Source organism: Capnocytophaga sp. oral taxon 903 (assembly GCF_013394785.1).
In the GTDB taxonomy this organism is placed as follows: domain Bacteria; phylum Bacteroidota; class Bacteroidia; order Flavobacteriales; family Flavobacteriaceae; genus Capnocytophaga; species Capnocytophaga ochracea.
Map to the genome: position 1 here is coordinate 1,384,923 of NZ_JABXYW010000002.1, position 19,140 is coordinate 1,404,062.

14 protein-coding genes are annotated in these 19,140 nt (G+C 40.3%); 8 read left to right on the plus strand and 6 right to left on the minus strand.

Features of this window, described 5'->3' with window-relative positions:
* Positions 1-46: 46 nt before the first annotated feature.
* The 3 genes from infB to rimP form a co-directional block, all read right to left on the minus strand.
* On the minus strand, positions 47-2,884 hold the full coding sequence (infB, locus tag HW279_RS05810) for a translation initiation factor IF-2 (protein WP_178958294.1): 2,838 nt from the start codon (positions 2,882-2,884) through the stop codon (positions 47-49).
* A 117-nt stretch (positions 2,885-3,001) separates the two neighbouring features.
* Positions 3,002-4,234, minus strand: a complete 1,233-nt coding sequence (gene nusA / locus HW279_RS05815) for a transcription termination factor NusA (RefSeq protein WP_048747011.1) — start codon at positions 4,232-4,234, stop codon at positions 3,002-3,004.
* A gap of 10 nt (positions 4,235-4,244) precedes the next feature.
* Positions 4,245-4,712, minus strand: coding sequence for a ribosome assembly cofactor RimP (rimP, locus tag HW279_RS05820; RefSeq protein ID WP_178958295.1), 468 nt, complete (start codon positions 4,710-4,712; stop codon positions 4,245-4,247).
* A 444-nt stretch (positions 4,713-5,156) separates the two neighbouring features.
* Between rimP and HW279_RS05825 the strand changes: the two genes are divergently transcribed.
* Positions 5,157-5,984: a universal stress protein gene (locus HW279_RS05825; RefSeq protein ID WP_009422677.1), complete on the plus strand. Its 828-nt coding sequence runs from the start codon at positions 5,157-5,159 to the stop codon at positions 5,982-5,984.
* A gap of 70 nt (positions 5,985-6,054) precedes the next feature.
* Here HW279_RS05825 and HW279_RS05830 read toward each other — a convergent pair whose 3' ends face one another.
* Positions 6,055-6,591: a hydrolase gene (locus tag HW279_RS05830; protein ID WP_178958296.1), complete on the minus strand. Its 537-nt coding sequence runs from the start codon at positions 6,589-6,591 to the stop codon at positions 6,055-6,057.
* 29 nt (positions 6,592-6,620) lie between these two features.
* Complete coding sequence (locus tag HW279_RS05835; protein ID WP_178958297.1) at positions 6,621-8,636, minus strand: M3 family metallopeptidase; 2,016 nt, start codon at positions 8,634-8,636, stop codon at positions 6,621-6,623.
* Between the two features lie 353 nt (positions 8,637-8,989).
* Between HW279_RS05835 and HW279_RS05840 the strand changes: the two genes are divergently transcribed.
* From HW279_RS05840 to HW279_RS05870, 7 genes are all read left to right on the plus strand, one after another.
* Positions 8,990-9,517 carry a YqiA/YcfP family alpha/beta fold hydrolase gene (locus HW279_RS05840; RefSeq protein WP_178958298.1) on the plus strand — a complete coding sequence of 176 codons (528 nt, stop codon included), beginning with the start codon at positions 8,990-8,992 and terminating at the stop codon, positions 9,515-9,517.
* 59 nt (positions 9,518-9,576) lie between these two features.
* Positions 9,577-10,563, plus strand: a complete 987-nt coding sequence (gene hemB / locus HW279_RS05845) for a porphobilinogen synthase (protein ID WP_053581641.1) — start codon at positions 9,577-9,579, stop codon at positions 10,561-10,563.
* A gap of 182 nt (positions 10,564-10,745) precedes the next feature.
* Positions 10,746-11,246 (plus strand): c-type cytochrome, encoded by a 501-nt coding sequence (locus HW279_RS05850; RefSeq protein WP_178958299.1) that lies wholly within the window; start codon positions 10,746-10,748, stop codon positions 11,244-11,246.
* Positions 11,247-11,408: 162 nt separating this feature from the next.
* Complete coding sequence (locus HW279_RS05855; RefSeq protein WP_178959037.1) at positions 11,409-12,659, plus strand: hemolysin family protein; 1,251 nt, start codon at positions 11,409-11,411, stop codon at positions 12,657-12,659.
* Between the two features lie 1,194 nt (positions 12,660-13,853).
* Positions 13,854-14,117, plus strand: a complete 264-nt coding sequence (locus HW279_RS05860) for a hypothetical protein (RefSeq protein WP_178958300.1) — start codon at positions 13,854-13,856, stop codon at positions 14,115-14,117.
* Positions 14,098-14,391: a type II toxin-antitoxin system RelE/ParE family toxin gene (locus tag HW279_RS05865; protein WP_009420238.1), complete on the plus strand. Its 294-nt coding sequence runs from the start codon at positions 14,098-14,100 to the stop codon at positions 14,389-14,391. Before HW279_RS05860 ends, HW279_RS05865 begins: the two co-directional genes overlap by 20 nt.
* An 80-nt stretch (positions 14,392-14,471) precedes the next feature.
* The gene (locus HW279_RS05870) at positions 14,472-14,813 is read left to right on the plus strand and encodes a transcriptional regulator (RefSeq protein ID WP_178958301.1); all 342 of its coding nucleotides are present in this window, start codon (positions 14,472-14,474) and stop codon (positions 14,811-14,813) included.
* A gap of 236 nt (positions 14,814-15,049) precedes the next feature.
* Here the strand turns inward: HW279_RS05870 and purL are convergent, their stop codons facing one another.
* Positions 15,050-18,718 (minus strand): phosphoribosylformylglycinamidine synthase, encoded by a 3,669-nt coding sequence (purL, locus tag HW279_RS05875; RefSeq protein WP_178958302.1) that lies wholly within the window; start codon positions 18,716-18,718, stop codon positions 15,050-15,052.
* Between the last annotated feature and the right edge of the window lie 422 nt (positions 18,719-19,140).

Sequence of the window (19,140 nt, forward strand, 5' to 3'; positions counted from 1 at the left end):
GATTTAAAAAAAGCGCCTTAAGGCGCTTTTTTTATTATATCACTTTTTACAGTTTCTTCTTTACAGCTACTTCTTGGAAGGCTTCTATCACGTCACCTTCGTGAATGTCGTTGTAGTTTTTGATCTGCAAACCGCAATCATAACCTTTGCTCACCTCTTTTACATCGTCTTTGAAACGTTTGAGTGAAGAAAGTTCACCTGTATAAATCACCACATTGTCACGCAATAGACGTATCTTAGAGTTGCGGTAGATTTTACCATCGGTTACCATACAGCCCGCAATGGTGCCTACTTTAGAAATTTTGAAGAGTTCGCGTATTTCTACAGTACCAGTAACCTCTTCTTTGAATACTGGTGAAAGCATTCCTTCCATTGCGTCTTTGAGGTCGTTGATAGCGTCGTAGATGATAGAGTAGGTACGGATATCGATAGATTCTTTTTCTGCCAAGGCGCGTGCGTTGGTCATCGGACGAACGTTGAAACCAATGATAATAGCATCGGAGGCAGAAGCCAATAATACATCAGACTCGGTAATCGCTCCCACGCCTTTATGAATGATAGACACTTGAATCTCTTCGGTAGAGAGTTTTTGGAAAGAGTCGGTAAGAGCTTCTACCGAGCCATCCACGTCCCCTTTGAGGATGATGTTCAACTGTTTGAAATCGCCGAGAGCAATGCGTCGTCCTATTTCGTCGAGGGTGATGTGGCGTTGCGTACGTACTGATTGTTCGCGTTGTAACTGAGCGCGTTTAGCTACTATCTGTTTAGCTTCTTTTTCGTCTTCGAATACGTAGAATTTATCACCTGCTTGTGGAGCACCATCTAATCCCAAGATAGAAATAGGAGTAGAAGGGCCTGCTTCATTTACCTTCTTGCCTCGTTCGTCGTGCATAGCACGTATTTTACCAGAGTTCGTACCTGCCAGTACATAGTCGCCTACGTGCAACGTACCCGATTCTACCAATATAGTAGAAACATATCCGCGACCTTTGTCAAGAGCTGCTTCCACTACAGTACCTACTGCTGGTTTGTTAGGATTTGCTTTCAGTTCGAGGATTTCGGCTTCTAAGAGTACTTTTTCCAAGAGTTCAGATACACCGATACCTTGCTTTGCCGAAATATCCTGTGACTGTATTTTACCGCCCCATTCTTCTACGAGGAGGTTCATAGTAGCCAAGTGTTCTTTAATTTTATCGGGGTTCGCATTCGGTTTATCAATCTTGTTAATGGCAAAGATAATAGGTACTCCTGCGGCTTGTGCGTGACTAATAGCCTCTTTGGTTTGAGGCATCACATCGTCATCAGCAGCTACCACAATAATAGCAATATCGGTTACTTTGGTACCACGGGCACGCATAGCGGTAAAGGCTTCGTGACCAGGAGTATCAAGGAAAGTGATACGTTCACCACTTTCTAATTTCACGCTATAAGCCCCAATGTGCTGAGTAATTCCCCCGCTTTCGCCTGCGATTACATTTTCTTTACGAATGTAGTCTAAGAGCGATGTTTTACCGTGGTCTACGTGACCCATTACGGTAACGATAGGTGCACGGGGTACTAAATCTTCGGGTTGATCTTCTTCGGTATGGATAGCTTCTTCGATGTTAGCTGTTGCAAATTCCACCTCATAGCCAAACTCATCAGCTACTATTGAGAGAGTTTCGGCATCAAGGCGCTGGTTCATTGTTACCATAATACCGAGAGACATACACGCACCAATTACCTTATTGATAGGCACATCCATCATTGTAGCCAATTCGTTTACTGTCACGAACTCGGTTACTTTTAGTATTTTCTCCTGTTGTTCTTGTTCAGCGAGTTCTTGTTCTACCTTTTGTCGGTGTGTTTCTCGTTTTTCTTTGCGGTATTTAGCTCCCTTAGATTTTGTACCTTTACCTTGCAAGCGTTCTAGGGTCTCGCGTACTTGTTTTTGTACCTCTTCTTCGGAAGGTTCTATTTTGGCAATAATCTTGTTTTTCTTCTCTTTCTTTGCGTTGTCACCACCTTTAGCTACATTCACTTCATCTTTGCGAATGCGTTTGCGTTTGCGTTTTTCGCTGTCGCCGGTAGCATCAGTAGTGCTATTAACAGTAGTTTGAGTCTCTTTATCCTTGTCTTTGTGACGGGTGCGTTTGCGTTTTTTCTTCTTTTTCTCAAACTGACTAAGGTCTATTTTCTCACCCACTACTTTAGGGCCTGTGAGCTTTTGGTATTGAGTTTCAATCACACCTGCAGGGATTTCAGTGGTGAGTTCTTCTTTAGAGTTATGGTTCTGTTGTTCTTTCTTCTTTTGCGTAGCAACGGTTTGTGCCAATGGATTTTGATAAGCAGATTTATTCTTTTGAGCGTCGGGTTTGTTGTTGTCTTTTTTCTTGTCCTTGGCAGGCGACTGAGATTGCACTGTTCCAGGAGTTGTTTCTTGCTTCGGGGTTGTTGTCTCTGTTTTAGAAGTAGTTACTTCCTGTTTTGGAGTAGTAATTTCTGTTTTGGGCGCTTCTTGAACAGAGGCTACCCCTTCTTTTTTATTGCCTCCTTCAAGGTCTATTTTACCCACAGGTTTGAGTCCAGCCAGTTGAGCTTTAGCTTTTATTACTTCTTGCTCCTGCTGTTTGCGCTTCTCTTGGTTTTCTTTCTCTTGTTCTATGCGGATAGCCTCGCGCTCTTTGCGCTTGTCTTCCACTATTTCTTTTGAAACCTCACGCTTACTCTTGTCCGCGTTAAATTTGTTTGAAAGGAACTTCACAATATCTTCTGTAATAGAAGTATTAGGGTTAGATTCTATTTCTATCCCTTTCTCCTTCTTCAGATATTCTACGGCTGTTACCATAGAGATATTGAACTCCTTTAAAACTTTGCTTAATCTTATTTTTTTTCCCTCGCTCATATATGTTTATTAAAATCCATTCCCCTTTTAAGAAGAAAGGATACATTATTCTTTGTTTAAGTTGTAAGGAATCTACCTCCCTCATATACTCTGCTCTCGCAGATTTTTCCTTTTATCCTATTCAAACTCTTCTGCCAAAATGCGAAGCACTTCGTTTACAGTCTCTTCTTCGAGGTCAGTGCGTTGCATTAGCTCTTCGGCAGAAAGTTCCAATACACTCTTGGCTGTATCAAGTCCTGCTTTTTGCAGTTCTTCAATCACCCATTCTTCAATTTCGTCGTTGAACTCGCTAAGCTCGATATCTTCTTCAGTTACCCCTTCGCGATATACATCGATTTCATAGCCTGAAAGCTGACTCGCCAAGCGAATGTTATAGCCCGATTTACCAATGGCTTTCGATACTTCTTCATTTGCCAAATATACATCGGCACGTTTTTCTTCTTCGTTGATAACCACTGAAGATACACGTGCAGGTGCCAAGGCACGGGTGATGAGCAGTTGTGGGTTATTGGTGAATGGTAATACATCGATATTCTCATTGCCCAACTCGCGCACAATACCGTGAATACGAGACCCACGCACACCTACGCACGCACCTACTGCATCAATACGGTCGTCGAATGAATCTACAGCCACTTTTGCTTTCTCTCCTGGGATACGTACCACCTTGTTAATAGTGATAAGTCCGTCGGCAATCTCAGGGATTTCTTGTTCAAACAAACGCTCCAAGAATAGGGGAGAAGTACGCGACATAATAATGGTAGGTTTAGTGCTTTTCAGCTCTACTGATTCGATAATTCCGCGCACGTGCTCGCCTTTCTTAAAGAAGTCTGACGGAATTTGTTTTTCCTTAGGAAGGATAATCTCATTGCCTTCGTCGTCTAACAAGATGATAGCTTTGTGACGGATATGATGTATTTCGGCTACGTATAGCTGACCTATCAAGTCTTTGAAACGCTGATAGATAGTCATACTATCGTATTCGTGAATTTTAGAAATCAGGTTTTGGCGTAAAGCTAAGATAGCACGCCGACCCAAGTCATTAATTTTAATTTCCTCTGAAACGTCTTCTCCTACCTCAAAATCGGGTTCAATTTTGCGAGCTACCGAAAGTTCAATTTGCTGATTGTCGTTCGTTACTGCACCGTCTTCCACTACCACACGGTTACGAAAGATTTGTAAGTCGCCTTTATCGGGGTTGATAATAATATCGAAATTATCGTCAGAGCCATATTTCTTTTTTAGGGTATTGCGGAAAACCTCTTCCAAAATAGCCATCAAGGTTTCGCGATTGATGAGTTTATCATCTTTAAACTCCGAGAATGATTCGATTAATTCAAGACTATTCATATACGTTTAATTAAAATTTAATGATTACTTTAGTTTCTTTTATATCGGTGAGCGCAAACAAGTGCTCTTTTTTTACAGTGGTTTTACCTTTACCTACGGGTTTCGGTTCGCGAGTTTCAGTTTCGAGTACGGCTTTACCTTCAACAATGCCTTTCAGTACTCCTTCGTGTGTTTTGCCGTCGAGTGTTGTGATTTGCACGGTTCTACCCACATTTTTAGTGTATTGGCGTTCCATTACAAAAGGCTCAGTAGCACCAAACGAAGTAACCTCCAGGGCGAAATCTACCACCTCGCGGTCTAAAGAGTTTTCAATAGCACGGCTAAGCTCTATACAATCGTCAATACCCACGCCCTTATCCCCGTCGATAGTCACGCGAATGGTATTGTCAGTTCCTACGCTTAAATCGGTTAGAAACAGTTCAGGGTGCTCGCTTAAAGCCTTATTAACTAACTCTTTAACTTGGTCTTTGAAATTCATTTGCTATAAAAAGAGGGGACTTAAATGTCCCCTCAAGTATTACTTTTCGGTGCAAAGATACGACGAATTTTCTAAATAACAAGAAAAAAAGTAAAAAAGTTTGGAAGTTATAAAAATAAGTAGTACCTTTACCACGTGAAATTTAACTAACGCATAAAGCTATCAATATTTGTATAGATAGGCATTCGGTAAGTCATAAAGGCGTTTAAAGTACTAATAAACTGATTGTTAAGAATAATAAAAATAGTAATTACCGCCGTTGTAACACCTTTTTTTCTTGATAAAAACACCTGATAAAAACCGCTGTGAATAAATGCTTTATATGCTCTTTGTATAACAATCGTTCGAGATTCGTATAAGCTTTGTATAAGCTAAACCTAATTTTAGAGTAGGTCGTTTTCATAACTCTAAACTCATAACTTTTAACTAAAAAAATAGATTCTTATGAAAAACATTTTAGTAACCACCGATTTTTCAGAAAAGTCAATCGCTTCACTACACGTTGCGATTAACTTAGCTAAGCAACACAATGCCAAAGTATATGTGTTGCACGCCATTGAACTTCCTATCCGCTTAATGACCGAAAGTCAAGTATCGGTACCCGAAGCAATGTATTTTCTCAACCTTACTAAACAGCGTTTCAACGACCTTAAAAAGGAAATTGATACCACTGTCGAAGTGATTGACCTTGTTGAAACTGCTCCGCTACCCGAAGCTGTGGAAGAAGTTGTAAAGAAATACCATATCGACCTTGTGTTTATGGGCTCTAATGGGGCTTCAGGCGCCAAAGAACTCTTTATAGGCTCTAATGCTGAAAAAGTAGTCCGCTCTGCCTCTGTGCCTGTATTGGTAATTAAAAATCCACACGAAAAACTCAAAATTAAACATATGATGTTTGGTTGCGATTTCTCTAAACGATTTTTAAAACCTTTTGAAAAGGCATTGAAACTTGCTAAAGTATTTGGTGCTAAGGTTGATTTGGTGTATGTTAATACTCCTTACCAATTTCTCACTACTTCCGAAATAAACAAACGTATGGAAGAGTTCCTTAAAGAAGCTGAACACTCTCATCAGCATTTTGAAACACACGTTTATAACGATATTCGTGTAGAAACAGGAATCTTAAACTATGTGAAGGAAAACAATATAGACCTTATCTGTATGTTCCCTAACGGACGTAAGGGTATTGCTCACTTCTTCAATGGAAGTATCAGTAGCGACCTTGTAAATCACTCCAGCACACCTGTGCTCACTATTAAATTAGAAAAGTAGGAGAATGTTAATGTAAAAAGGCTGTAAGAGTTTTCTTACAGCCTTTTTATTAATCATTAGTCATTAATCATTATTTCACTAATCTTGCTATTTCCTTAAATCCCGGGTGCTCGGCAGTGCGCAAGAGAGCAAAGAGTGCCGCTTCGGTGCTTAATAGAGTAGCTCCTGCATCACGTAGCATTGTGAGCCCGATGTGCTTATTGCTTTCGGTACGCGAAGATACTGCATCGGCAATTACGGATACTTCATAACCTTCAGCGAGCAAATCGAGTGCAGTTTGGTAAATACAGATATGGGTTTCAATACCTATGAGCAATACGTGCTTGCGATTGTTAGCCTTAAGTTCTTTGCGGAACTCAGCATTACCCCAAGCTGAAAAGCTACTTTTCTTCACGGAGGTTTTGCCTTCTAATATCTCAGCAATCACAGGGTGAGTAGCACCCAACTTATCGGGCATTTGCTCCACCCAAATGATAGGAAGCTCTAAGAGCTTGCACCCCTCAATAAGAATCCTGCTGTTGTGTAACACCTCTTCCGATTTATAAACGATTTGCGATAACTTTCCTTGAATATCAAGGATTACCAATTGTGTATTTTCTGTTGTCATACTATTGATTATTATTAATTGATACTATTTTATCTCTTATCTAAGTCGAATCCTGCTCTTCTCATTAAAGCATCTATAGAGGGCTCTTTTCCACGAAAGCGTTTGTAAAGGGTCATTTCCTTCTCACTACTACCTTTGCTGAGCACTTCTCTGCGGAAACGAGTAGCTACCTCAGTATTAAAAATACCTGCTTCCTTAAAGACTTCAAAAGCATCAGCATCTAACACTTCCGACCATTTGTAACTATAATACCCTGCGGCATAGCCTCCACTAAAAATATGTGAAAAGGCGGGCGAAATACACATCGCTTCCACAGTTGGATACAGTTGGGTTTCTTTGGTAACTGTTTGTTCGAAAGTGCGAACATCTTCAAGGCGTTCCAAATGAGGATAGGTATGCCACGCCATATCTAAGAACCCAAAGTTTAACTGACGCACACTTAAAAGTCCTTCCATAAAGACACTGGCTTCTTTTATTTTTTGCACCCATTCTATGGGCAAAGGCTCACCTGTTTGGTAATGCGTTGCAAAAAGGCGCAAGGTTTCTTCTTCGTAACACCAGTTCTCCATCAGCTGGCTGGGAAGCTCTACAAAGTCGCGGGCTACATTAGTGCCGCTTAGAGAAGGATACGTAACCTTAGAAAGCATACCGTGAAGAGCGTGCCCAAACTCGTGGAAGAGAGTTGTCAGTTCGTTGAAGGTGAGTAAGGAAGGAGCCGAAGCAGTAGGACGCGTGAAGTTACACACTATGGAAATGTGTGGACGCGAATCTTTTCCCTCAGTATCAGTATATTGCTCTTTATAAGAGGTCATCCACGCACCATTGCGTTTGCCTGTACGTGGAAAGAAATCGGTGTAGAAAAGGGCGAGATATTCTCCTTTATCATCGGTTACTTTGTAGGTTTGTACTTCGGGGTGATACTTTTCTACCTCATCGGTAAGGGTGAAGTGCAAACCGTAGAGCTTATGTGCTACTGCAAACATTCCTTCCACTGCTTTATCCAAAGATAAGTAGGGTTTTAATAGAGAGTCATCTATTTGATAGCGCTGTTGTTTCAGTTTTTCGGCATAATAAGCAAAATCCCATTGCTGAAAGTCATCAAGTCCTGAAAAGGCTTTTAGCTCTTCCAATTCTTTGATTGCTTGCGGTTTGGCTTTAGCTAAAAGTTTATTTAAGAAATCCATAACCTTTTCTGATGTTTCTGCCATACGTTCTTCTAATACCAAAGAGGCATAATCGGGATAACCCAACAGTGAGGCGCGTTGGGTACGTAACTCAGCGATACGCAACACATTGGCTTCGTTATTATAAGCACTATCACCTGCACAACGGCTATGATAGTCAATAAAAAGTTTACGGCGTAACTCACGGTTATTAGCATATTTCATCACGGCGGTATAGACAGGCAGGTCGAGGGTAATCACCCAGCCTTCTTTATGGTGCTTTTTGGCTTCGGTAGCGAGCATCTCTAATACAAAGTCGGGTAGACCGCTGAGCTCTTCTTTATGGGTAATCACCCATTGGTAATGCTGTGTTTCAGCCAATACATTTTCTGAAAACTTCAGTTTGAGGCGCGCCAATTCCTTGTCAATTCTGCGCAAATGCTCTTTATCATTCGATGATAAATTTGCACCATTGCGAGTAAAACTCTTATAAGTCTTTTCAAGGAGAGTATGTTGTTCTGGTGAAGCGGAAAGGTAATTGCGGGTTTTGTAAACTGCTTCAACACGTTTAAAAAGCGCTTCGTTCAAACGGATATCGTTGCTGTAATCAGTGAGCAGAGGCGAGATGCGTTGAGCTTCTGCTTCCAGGGTTTCGTTCGTTTCGGCACTGTTCAAGTTGAAGAACATCGCCGTAAGTCGGTCGAGTTCTAATCCCACATAAGCCAAAGGCTGTATTGTATTCATATAGGTAGGCACTTCTGGATTATGAGCAATGGTATCGATTTCTTTGAGGCTTTTGGCAATAGCTTTTTGGATGGCTGGTAGATAGTCGGTAGGAGCAAAGCGCGAAAAGGGCGCTGCGTTATAAGGTGTTTGGAACATATAGGTTGTTTTTTATTATAAGAGTGCAAATATATATCTTTATGCGGGAATTAGCAAATTAGCAGAAGAGTAAACAGATAAATGATACTAATTTTTTTAGTAAAAAGAAAAATATTGAAATATAAAGGTAGAAAAAGGAAAATGAATTTTGGAGCCTTCTGAGACGAACCTAAAGCGAACCTAAGGCGAAGGTAAGGCGAAGCTAAGACGAAGAAAAGGTGTTTTTAAGTTGATTTTGAGGTGATAAGAAGAGGGTTTTAAGTTGACTGAAGTTTTAAATTTTGTTAAAGCCAATTTTCTAAACGAAACATTTCTGACTATAGCCAACAGAAGACAAATTTGTCAATTAAAAAATGTTTTGTACCTTTGCACTCATTATGAAAATACTCTATTTACACGGTCTCGATAGCTACTTACAAGATGATAGGCGCGCAGTGCTCACCCCTTACGGTGAAATCTTCGCCCCTACGATTGACTATCGGAATGCGCCTAACCTCTTTGCTGAGTTACAAAAAGAGTATGCTGAGGTTGATGTGCTTGTAGGTTCGAGTCTTGGAGGGCTCATTGTCTATTACCTCGCTCAAAAGCTTGAAAAACCTTGCTTGTTGTTCAATCCTGCGCTTACCTATCGACACGAAGTGCCTTTTAACACCCAACCCAACCCTAATTACCGCGCTTATATGCAGATAGTTATCGGTTTGCAGGACGACGTCATTACACCGTGGGAGTCGCTATCAGTTCTCCGAGAAGATATGAGTCCTCAGCAAAATATAGAAATTCACCTCTTGAATACTATGGCACACACTTACCCCATAGAGATTTTTGAAAAAGAAGTGAAGGAGTTTTTTGAGGTAAAAGGAGGGAGCCACACGGGCAGATAGCAGGTAAAAAGATAAATAAGGACTAAATATTAATCATTAAAAATTAATAACTAAATATAATGTATCCACTGAGAAGAAACCGCCGTTTGCGCGTAAACGATACGGTACGTAGTTTGGTAAAAGAAACGATTGTTACCCCGAATGATTTTCTTGTACCTCTCTTTGTAGTTGAAGGTACTGGCGTAAAAGAAGAAATAGCCTCTATGCCGGGTTATTACCGTTATAGCCTCGACCTATTGGCAAAAGAAGTAAAAGAGCTCTGGAGCTTAGGACTCAAATCGGTATTACTGTTTGTGAAAGTGCCTGACGCTCTCAAAGACAACAAAGGCGTAGAAGCAGCCAACCCCAATGGTTTGATGCAACGCGCTATTAAAACTGTGAAAGAAGCAGTACCCCAAATGCTCGTAATGACTGATGTAGCACTCGACCCTTATTCTATTTATGGTCACGATGGGATTGTGGAAAACGGACGCATTGTGAACGATGCTACTGTAAATGCTCTTTGTACAATGGCACTCTCACACGCTCAGGCAGGTGCTGATTTCATCGCGCCCAGCGATATGATGGACGGACGTATCCTCGCCTTGCGTGAAACCCTTGAAGACAATAGCTTTGAGCACGTAGGGATAATGGCTTATAGTGCCAAGTACGCCTCAGCTTTCTACGGACCTTTCCGCGATGCACTCGACAGTGCTCCCGTAGACCAACAGGATATTCCTAAGGATAAGAAAACTTACCAAATGGACTATCACAACCGCCTCGAAGCTTTACGCGAAACCCGTATGGATATAGAGGAAGGTGCTGATATTGTGATGGTAAAACCAGGGCTTTGCTATTTAGACATCGTTCGCGAGGTGAAGAATATGAGCGAAGTGCCCGTGGCTGTTTACCAAGTATCGGGTGAATACGCGATGCTGAAAGCTGCTGCTGCCAACGGTTGGCTCGACCACGATGCTGTAATGATGGAACAAATTGTGAGTATCAAGCGTGCCGGTGCTGACCTTATCGCTAGCTATTTTGCTAAGGAAGTCGTAAAACTTTTATAGGCAACAGTCTCCCTGAGGGAGATAAATTGAACAAATCACACCAAATCAAACAGGGAATCTATATCTTTGTTTAATTTTCTTATTGATTTTTGTTTAATTTCTATGACTTTAGTCATACTTCTTTACAAAACAAGAATACTTAATTAATTTTCATAGCGCAAGCTATATTTCTTTATACACTAATGAAAAAACACTTTTTAACATTCGCCACTATGGCACTTTTAACCGCTTGTGGTGGCGGAACGAACAACAATAACACCACCACTGATAGTACTACCCAAGAGGCAACTACTACTGCACCTGCCCCTTCAAACAGTGCACCAGAGCCCGATTTTCCCGATTGGCAAAACAACAAAGGGATAGGTCCCGTGAAGACCATCACCCCACCCTTAGCCGATACCCCCGATGTAGCAATGGTAGCCAAAGGAGAAGAAACTTTCAACACCTATTGCACTGTGTGCCATCGTCCTAAAAAGCGACTCACAGGACCTGCGATGATAGGTTTGCTCGACCGCCGTACGCCAGAGTGGGTGATGAATATGATTCTCAATCCCGATGTGATGGAGAAGCAAGACCCTATCGCCAAGAAGTTGGTAGAAGAGTATAACACCTTAATGCTCAACCAGCGCTTGAACGAACAGCAAGCTCGTGAAGTTTTGGAGTACATCAGAACAATAAAATAAGAAATAATTGTTCATTATTTATTTTTTTGTATCTTTGCCGAGTGAATAACTTAAAATAAGAATCACTAATGAAGAAGCTTGCACTCAGCTTAGCTATTATAACAAGTGTTACACTTATATAAAAGGCAGTTGGTAGCGACTGCCTTTTTCTATTATACCCTTATGGAACCTATTTCTGTAATAATTATTCTTACTACACTCGTGCTTTCAGCCTTCTTTTCGGGGTTTGAAATCGCTTACGTGTCGTCTAACAAAGTACACGTAGAAATCCTTAAAAAGCAAGAAGGAGTGATTGCTAATGTGCTTACCAAACTCACCCGAAAGCCTTCTAAACTGCTGGCTACTATGCTTGTGGGCAATAACGTAGCTCTTGTAGTGTATGGGTTTGAAATGGGAAAGGTAATGACAGTTCTTTTGCCTCCTTTCTTCCAAAATGTCCTTTGGCATACCATTATTTCTACCCTCATAATTCTCATCACGGCAGAGTTTATGCCCAAAGTGTTCTTCCAGATTTATGCAAACCAACTTCTAAAAGTATTTGCTATTCCTGCGTACTTTTTCTATCTGCTGTTCTATCCGTTTTCCAGCTTTGTGATGTGGATATCCGACTTTGTCTTACGAGTATTCTTCAAGACGAAAGGCGATTATGTGCCTCTTTCGTTCTCTAAAGTAGAGCTGGTAGATTACATCTCCGAACAGATGGAAAACGCTCCTAAAAAAGAAGAGGTAGATAGTGAGGTGCAGATGTTCCAAAACGCCTTGGAGTTCTCGGGCGTAAAAGCACGTGAAATAATGATTCCGCGTACTGAAATAGTAGCCGTGGAGCTCAATGAATCTATTGAAAATCTTATTGCTACCTTTGTGTCATCAGGGTTTTCCAAAATATTGATATACAACGAAAATATAGATGATATTCTAGGTTACGTGCACTCTTTCGATATGTTCAAGAAACCAAAAACCATCAAGGAAGTGCTTATTCCTATTGTGAACATCCCTGAAACTATCCAGATAAACGAAGTACTAAACATTCTCACCCGCAAACGCAAGAGTATGGCAGTAGTGCTCGATGAGTATGGTGGAACTTCGGGCATTGTAACCTTAGAAGATATCGTAGAAGAACTCTTTGGCGAAATAGAAGACGAGCACGACAAAGATAAGTTTATAGAAGAACAAATATCCGACACTGAATATCTTTTTTCAGCGCGTTTGGAGGTCGAATACCTCAATGAAACCTATCATTTGGATATCCCAGAAAGCGAGGAATACGAAACGCTTGGCGGTTTTATAGTGCTTCACAACGAAGGAATTCCTACTCAAGGCGAAGTGATAGAGATTCCTCCTTTTATCTTCACCATCGAAGCCTGCTCACAGACTAAAATAGAAACCGTAAGACTTACTGTGAATAACGAATAGCGAAAAGAGATTAATCCCCTTTAAAAATAATGTATCAACCCCTGTTAAAGAATTAAGGTACAGGGTCGAAAAAGGATTACTGCAATACCTTATTAACTATTAATCACTAATCATTAACCATTAAAAAAAGACCCTCCCTTTCGGAAGAGTCTTTTTTCACAATGCATATAAATACTACTACTAACTCCAAAATGAATACTTTTAAGTTGATAAAATTTTATGAACTTAAAAGTATTTGTTTTTTCTCATAAAATTTTGTCTTTAAATAGCCTAATAAATGACTTTGTAATTTAGTTTTTTCAGTCTTTGCTTTAATGATTCAATGTTTCTTATAGTAATTTTGATTAACAATGTTTATTTTAGCAATCTCTGTGTCTTCTCAAAATCTTGTTTCAATGAATAATTTTTATCTAACAATGTTTCTTATAGCAATTTTTCAGTAATTTTGTTTAATTCAGTTTTTTCAAGCAATTTTTAGTGTCATCATTTATTATGATTTAAATGCACTTGCAAGTTTCACTAACATCCCGTCTGTCAAACTTACATTATCTATATAGAAAATAGCGTGCCAAAAATGATAAAGTAGCCTTTTTTATATTTAAACATCTTATTATCAGTGTTTAATACTATTTTGGATTCTTTGTCTCAATATCCCTAAAATCTCTATTTTGTGTATACGCTACACGATTGACCTGTATAATATTCTCATTTTACACGGCTCATTTTCAGTTTTCTCCCGCACGAAAAAGAAGTAGTATCAAAATTCACACTAAACAAGATAATTGATATTATTCTGTTTCTTCAGTTCTTAATACCATCGTCTTACCGCCCTCTTAACTTTCCTTATTTGTCGATTTATTTCCCTCAAAAATCCATTTTATTCTTTATTTTTATCTATTCATAATCAACTATTTATATACCCTTTCTATACCAATCGTACAAGATTCGTATAAGCTTCCTATAAGCTCTCTATAAGCTAATCCCACCCAATTTACAGCTTATCTTTCACCTTTTACCCAACTCACCTCCTTCGAACTTCTTCGTTATCTTCCGGAAGTTCAAATTCATTTCTGATACCTCAAAGTTTTTCTGATATTTTCTAAGTCTCTCAGAGATTCCTCAAGTCTAAAATTTAAAAATCTTCTTGCTTTTCAGGAAAAAATCAGTATCTTTGTAAAAAAAAATAATAGAATTATGAGTATTGCAGTATTAACACAGAATCCAAATGTTCAGTTTATAACCGATAGTAATGGAAGAACAGTATCAGCCATAGTTCCTATAAGTGAATATAATACTATGTTGAAAATCATAAAACAATATGATTCCGATGATGAGTTTACAGAAGAAGAACTAAAAAGAATAGCTTTATCACATCAGCAAGCTAAAGAGGGAAAAATGGTGAAGAGTGAAGAAGTTTTTAAAATGCTAAGAGCTGAGTATGGAAATAAATTGGACTAATGAGGCTATTGAAAGCTTTAGAGATACACTTCGCTATTGGAGTAAACGAAATTGTAATAACGATTATTCCAATAAAATTATTGATGAGGTAGAAAAAACTGAAGTTTTTCTAAAAGAAAATCCTATGTTACTTTCAAAATTTGTAGAAGAGGTTAAATTATATAAAATACTAATTATGAAAGGGAAGTTTGCTTTGTATTACGATTTTATAGAAGAAGAAAACCTAATTGTAATAAAATTTTTTAGAAGCACCAAGCAAAAACCTTTAGAGTAGTTTTTTAAGTTGCAAAAAGAAATGATTACCACAGAAGAGCTAAAAAACAATTCTTTTAAAATAGTAGATTAACAAAACTTATGACCGAATCCCTATTTTTTACTTGTGAAGAAATAGAGCTCAACCCTCGTGCATATTGGGGAGAGCTTTTGCAAATAGCTTTTGTAAATAAGGGGCAATATTTTTCTATAAGTAGATTAGCTTATGAAGAAGAACTTTATTTTGAATACGATGAGCAAACACATTATATTTACGCCTTGTGCCAAGATGTAGAGTTTAATTTGAAAGCCAATGCCTTGCATATCCATATCACAAAAGCCCTAAAAGGGAATTGCCCTTTCAGTACTATTACAATACAATTACCTTCTTCCTCTGTTGATTTAGAAGAAGTGTTGCAAGAATTAAAAAAGAAAGTCCGATAAAAGAATTATCGGACTTCTTCATTAACCAACCAAAACTTTAAATTATGAAAACTATTATTTGAAGTTTACAATGAGCTACCACCCTCATTGCGAGGCAAAGGTACGAATAAAACAGTACTTGTCAAGTGTATTTTTAAGTTTAACAAAAGTTTAATATAAAAGGGGCTTATATAGCCCCTTTTTAGCGTAATTTTAATACTTACGACACTTATTCTTTAAGATTTTATTTACCATTTTTATTTGGCATTACGCGCTTCAATCCACTTGCGGGCATTGATAAACGCCTCTAACCAAGGACTAACCGCTGTTTTTTCACTCGGATAGTACGCCCATTGCCAAGGGAAAACCGAACGCTCTATATGAGGCATCGTTACCAAATGTCGTCCTGTTTTGTCACATAGCATAGCTGTGTTGTAATCAGAGCCATTAGGGTTGGCAGGGTACTCCTGATAAGCGTATTTACCTACGATATTATATTCGGCTTCTGCCAATGGCAAGTGGAATTTCCCTTCGCCGTGTGATATCCATACCCCTAAGGTACTACCGGCAAGGGTGGAGAGCATCACCGAGTTGTTCTCTGGAATGGTTACTGATACAAAGCCACTTTCGTGTTTGCCACTATCGTTATGCCACATTTTTCCGTGTTCTGCGTGCTCAGGATTGATGACTTCTAATTCCATAAATAACTGACAGCCATTACAGATACCTACCGAAAGGGTGTCAGGGCGGGCAAAGAAGTTGTCTAACGTTTTTTTAGCTTGCTCGTTGTAAAGCAAAGCACCTGCCCAACCTTTGGCACTGCCTAACACATCGGAATTAGAGAAACCACCTACAGCTCCTATAAATTGTACATCTTCTAAGGTTTCACGTCCGCTGATAAGGTCGGTCGTATGCACATCTTTCACATCAAAGCCTGCTAAGTATAGGGCATTTGCCATTTCGCGCTCGGAGTTGCTACCCTTTTCGCGTATCACTGCTGCTATAGGGCGTTTGCCTGCGGGGCGTGCGGGTTTTTCGCCCGTGAAATGCGCTGGGAAAGTGTATTGTAAAGGCTGTTCGGAGTAGTTTTGATAACGCTCGGTCGCCTTGTCATTTTTCGTTTGTTGTTTGTCTAACAAATAAGAAGTGAGATACCACACATCGCGCAATTCGGGGATATTGAAATGGTACGATTTTCCGAAATGGTGAATAGTAAGTTCTTGTGAAGTAGTTACTTCGCCTATATTAGCCCATTCTAAGAAGTGTGCTTCCAAAGTAGCTTCAATGCTGCTATCGGCTTGAATTACTACCCCTGCGTTTTCAGCAAAAAGGGTTTTGATAAGGTCTTCATCGGCTGAAAGTCCGCTCAAATCGATAGTAGCTCCTAAGTCGTTTTCGGCAAAACACATCTCTAAAAGCGTTGTGATAAGTCCGCCACTACCAATGTCGTGTCCTGCTTGTATTTTACCTTCTTTTATCAGTTCTTGGAGTGCATTAAAGGCGTCTTTAAAGTAGGTAGCATCTTTGATGGTAGGGGCTTCCTCGCCTATACGGTTGAGGATTTGGGCAAAAGCTGAACCTCCTAATTTAAAACTATCGTCCGAAAAGTTGATATAGTAAATATTACCTCCGTTCTTTTTGAACACAGGCTCTACTACTTTTTGCACGTCGGTACAATGGGCAGCCGCCGAAATAATCACCGTACCTGGGGCAATCACATCACCACCGTCGGGGTATTTTTGTTTCATCGATAGGGAATCTTTACCGGTAGGGATATTGATACCCAATTCAATCGCAAAATTAGAAGCGGCTTCTACAGCTTCGTACAAACGCGCATCTTCTCCTTTATTACGGCACGCCCACATCCAGTTGGCTGAAAGCGATACACTTTGCAAGCCGTCTTTTAGTGGCGCCCAAACGATGTTAGTCAGTGCTTCGGCAATAGCATTGCGACTGCCTGCGGTAGGGCTGATGAGTGCCGTAAGAGGCGAATGACCAATACTGGTAGCGATTCCTTCTTTGCCATTGTAATCCAAAGCCATAACCCCAACGTTGTTCAAAGGGAGTTGTAGTGCGCCTGCACATTGTTGTTTGGCGACTTTGCCCCCTACACAACGGTCTACCTTATTAGTAAGCCAGTCTTTACAAGCCACACTTTCTAATTGTAGTACTTGTACCAAATAGTTCTGTAACTGACTTGCATAGTAGTGTAACTCTTCGTAATTAGTAACTACTGTTTCATCGGTCATTATCGTTTTTGGCGAACTGCCAAAGAGCGCGCTGAGGTCTAAATCCATTGGGTGAGTACCTTTCTTTGCAGAAGCAATGCTGAAATGCTTGTCGCTGGTAACTACGCCCACTTCGTACATAGGCGCACGTTCACGGTCGGCAATGGTTTTCAGTTTGGTAATAGCCTTTTCGGGCAAAACCAATCCCATACGCTCTTGAGATTCATTGCCTATAATTTCCTTGTCCGATAGGGTAGGGTCGCCTACGGGCAGTTTGTCTAAGTCGATTTTACCACCAGTTTCTTCTATGAGTTCTGAGAGACAGTTGAGGTGTCCGCCAGCTCCGTGATCGTGTATAGAAATGATAGGATTCTCGTCCGATTCTACCATTGCGCGGATCGCATTGGCAGCGCGTTTTTGCATTTCGGGGTTAGAACGCTGTACCGCATTGAGCTCGATACCTGCACCAAAAGCGCCAGTATTGGCAGATGATACGGCAGCCCCTCCCATCCCGATGCGGTAGTTTTCACCGCCTAAGATAACGATTTTGTCGCCTTCCTTGGGGGTGTGCTTTATGGCTTGTGAGGCTTTGGCATACCCCACGCCTCCTGCTTGCATAATCACTTTGTCAAAGCCTAATTTGCGTCCGCCTTCTTCGTGTTCAAAGGTGAAGAGAGAGCCCGTAATGAGTGGTTGCCCGAATTTATTACCAAAATCACTTGCCCCGTTAGAGGCTTTGATGAGGATATCCATTGGCGTTTGGTACAACCATTGGCGTTCAGCCATTCCTTTTTCCCAAGGGCGGTCTTCTTCTAAGCGAGGGTAAGCAGTCATATACACCGCTGTTCCTGCCAAAGGCAAAGAACCTTGTCCGCCAGCGAGACGGTCGCGTATTTCACCCCCCGAACCGGTAGCTGCCCCATTGAAAGGCTCTACCGTAGTGGGGAAGTTGTGGGTTTCGGCTTTGAGTGAGAGTACAGCCTCAAAAGGTTTTACCTCGTAGAAATCGGGTTTATCGGCACTTTTTGGTGCGAACTGGTCGACAGTAGCCCCTTTGATGAAAGCTACATTATCCTTATAAGCCGAAACAATGCTATTAGGGTGTTCTTGTGAAGTCTTTTTAATGAGTTTGAAGAGGGTAGAAGGTTTTTCCTCACCATTGATAACAAAAGTGCCGTTGAAGATTTTATGTCGACAGTGTTCGGAGTTGATTTGTGAGAAGCCAAACACCTCCGAGTCGGTGAGTTTGCGCCCCAATTGTTGAGAGAGATTTTGTAAATAGGCAACTTCTTCGGCGCTTAGCGCAAGTCCTTCTTGCTGGTTATACACCTCGATATCATCAATTTCAAGTGTTGTTTGCGGGGTGATAGCTATTGTAAAGCTGTCTTGGGTAAGACCGTTGTATCGCTCAAAGAGCATAGGGTCGAAAGGAGTATTGGGGTCGGTTACCTCGTGGAACTCCTCAATACGGGTAATCCCGTGGATGTCCATATTTTGGGTAATTTCCACCGCATTGGTACTCCAAGGGGTAATCATCGCCGCGCGGGGTCCGATGAAAGTACCGCTAAGGGTAGGGGAGGGGAGTTGCTGGGCATTGCCAAACAGCCATTTCAGTTTGTTGAGGTCGGTCTCAGTAAGGGTAGCTTCGGTAGCTACCACATAAATAGTGTTTTTGGGGTTTTTAAAGAAGAGAAGCATTATTATCCAATTAACGATTAGCAATTAACAATTAATAATTCAGTTATTGAGTAGTATTTTTCAAAAAGTTAGGTAGCATTAGTAAGAAAGGTATGCTGTTTTTGCAAGCTACCATTGCCATTGCTAAAAGAGCTACCATACCTAGTTTTTTCATAGGTGTTTTTTCTAAGATGAAACTTGCGACAAAGATACAAAATAATTATGAATAATATATTAAAAACTTTCTAATTAAAAGAATAAATTATTTTTATAGCAGGAGTACTCATTATACACCTCTAAGAACCCAGATTTGTACCACTGTTCTTCATCTTTTGTTCGTTGTTTCTTCGTCTTTTGTTCGTCTTAGCTCCGAATAACGTTTGATTATAAAGCTATTACAGCTAAGCTGTCTACTGCTTTCGTCATAGATTATTTCTATAATA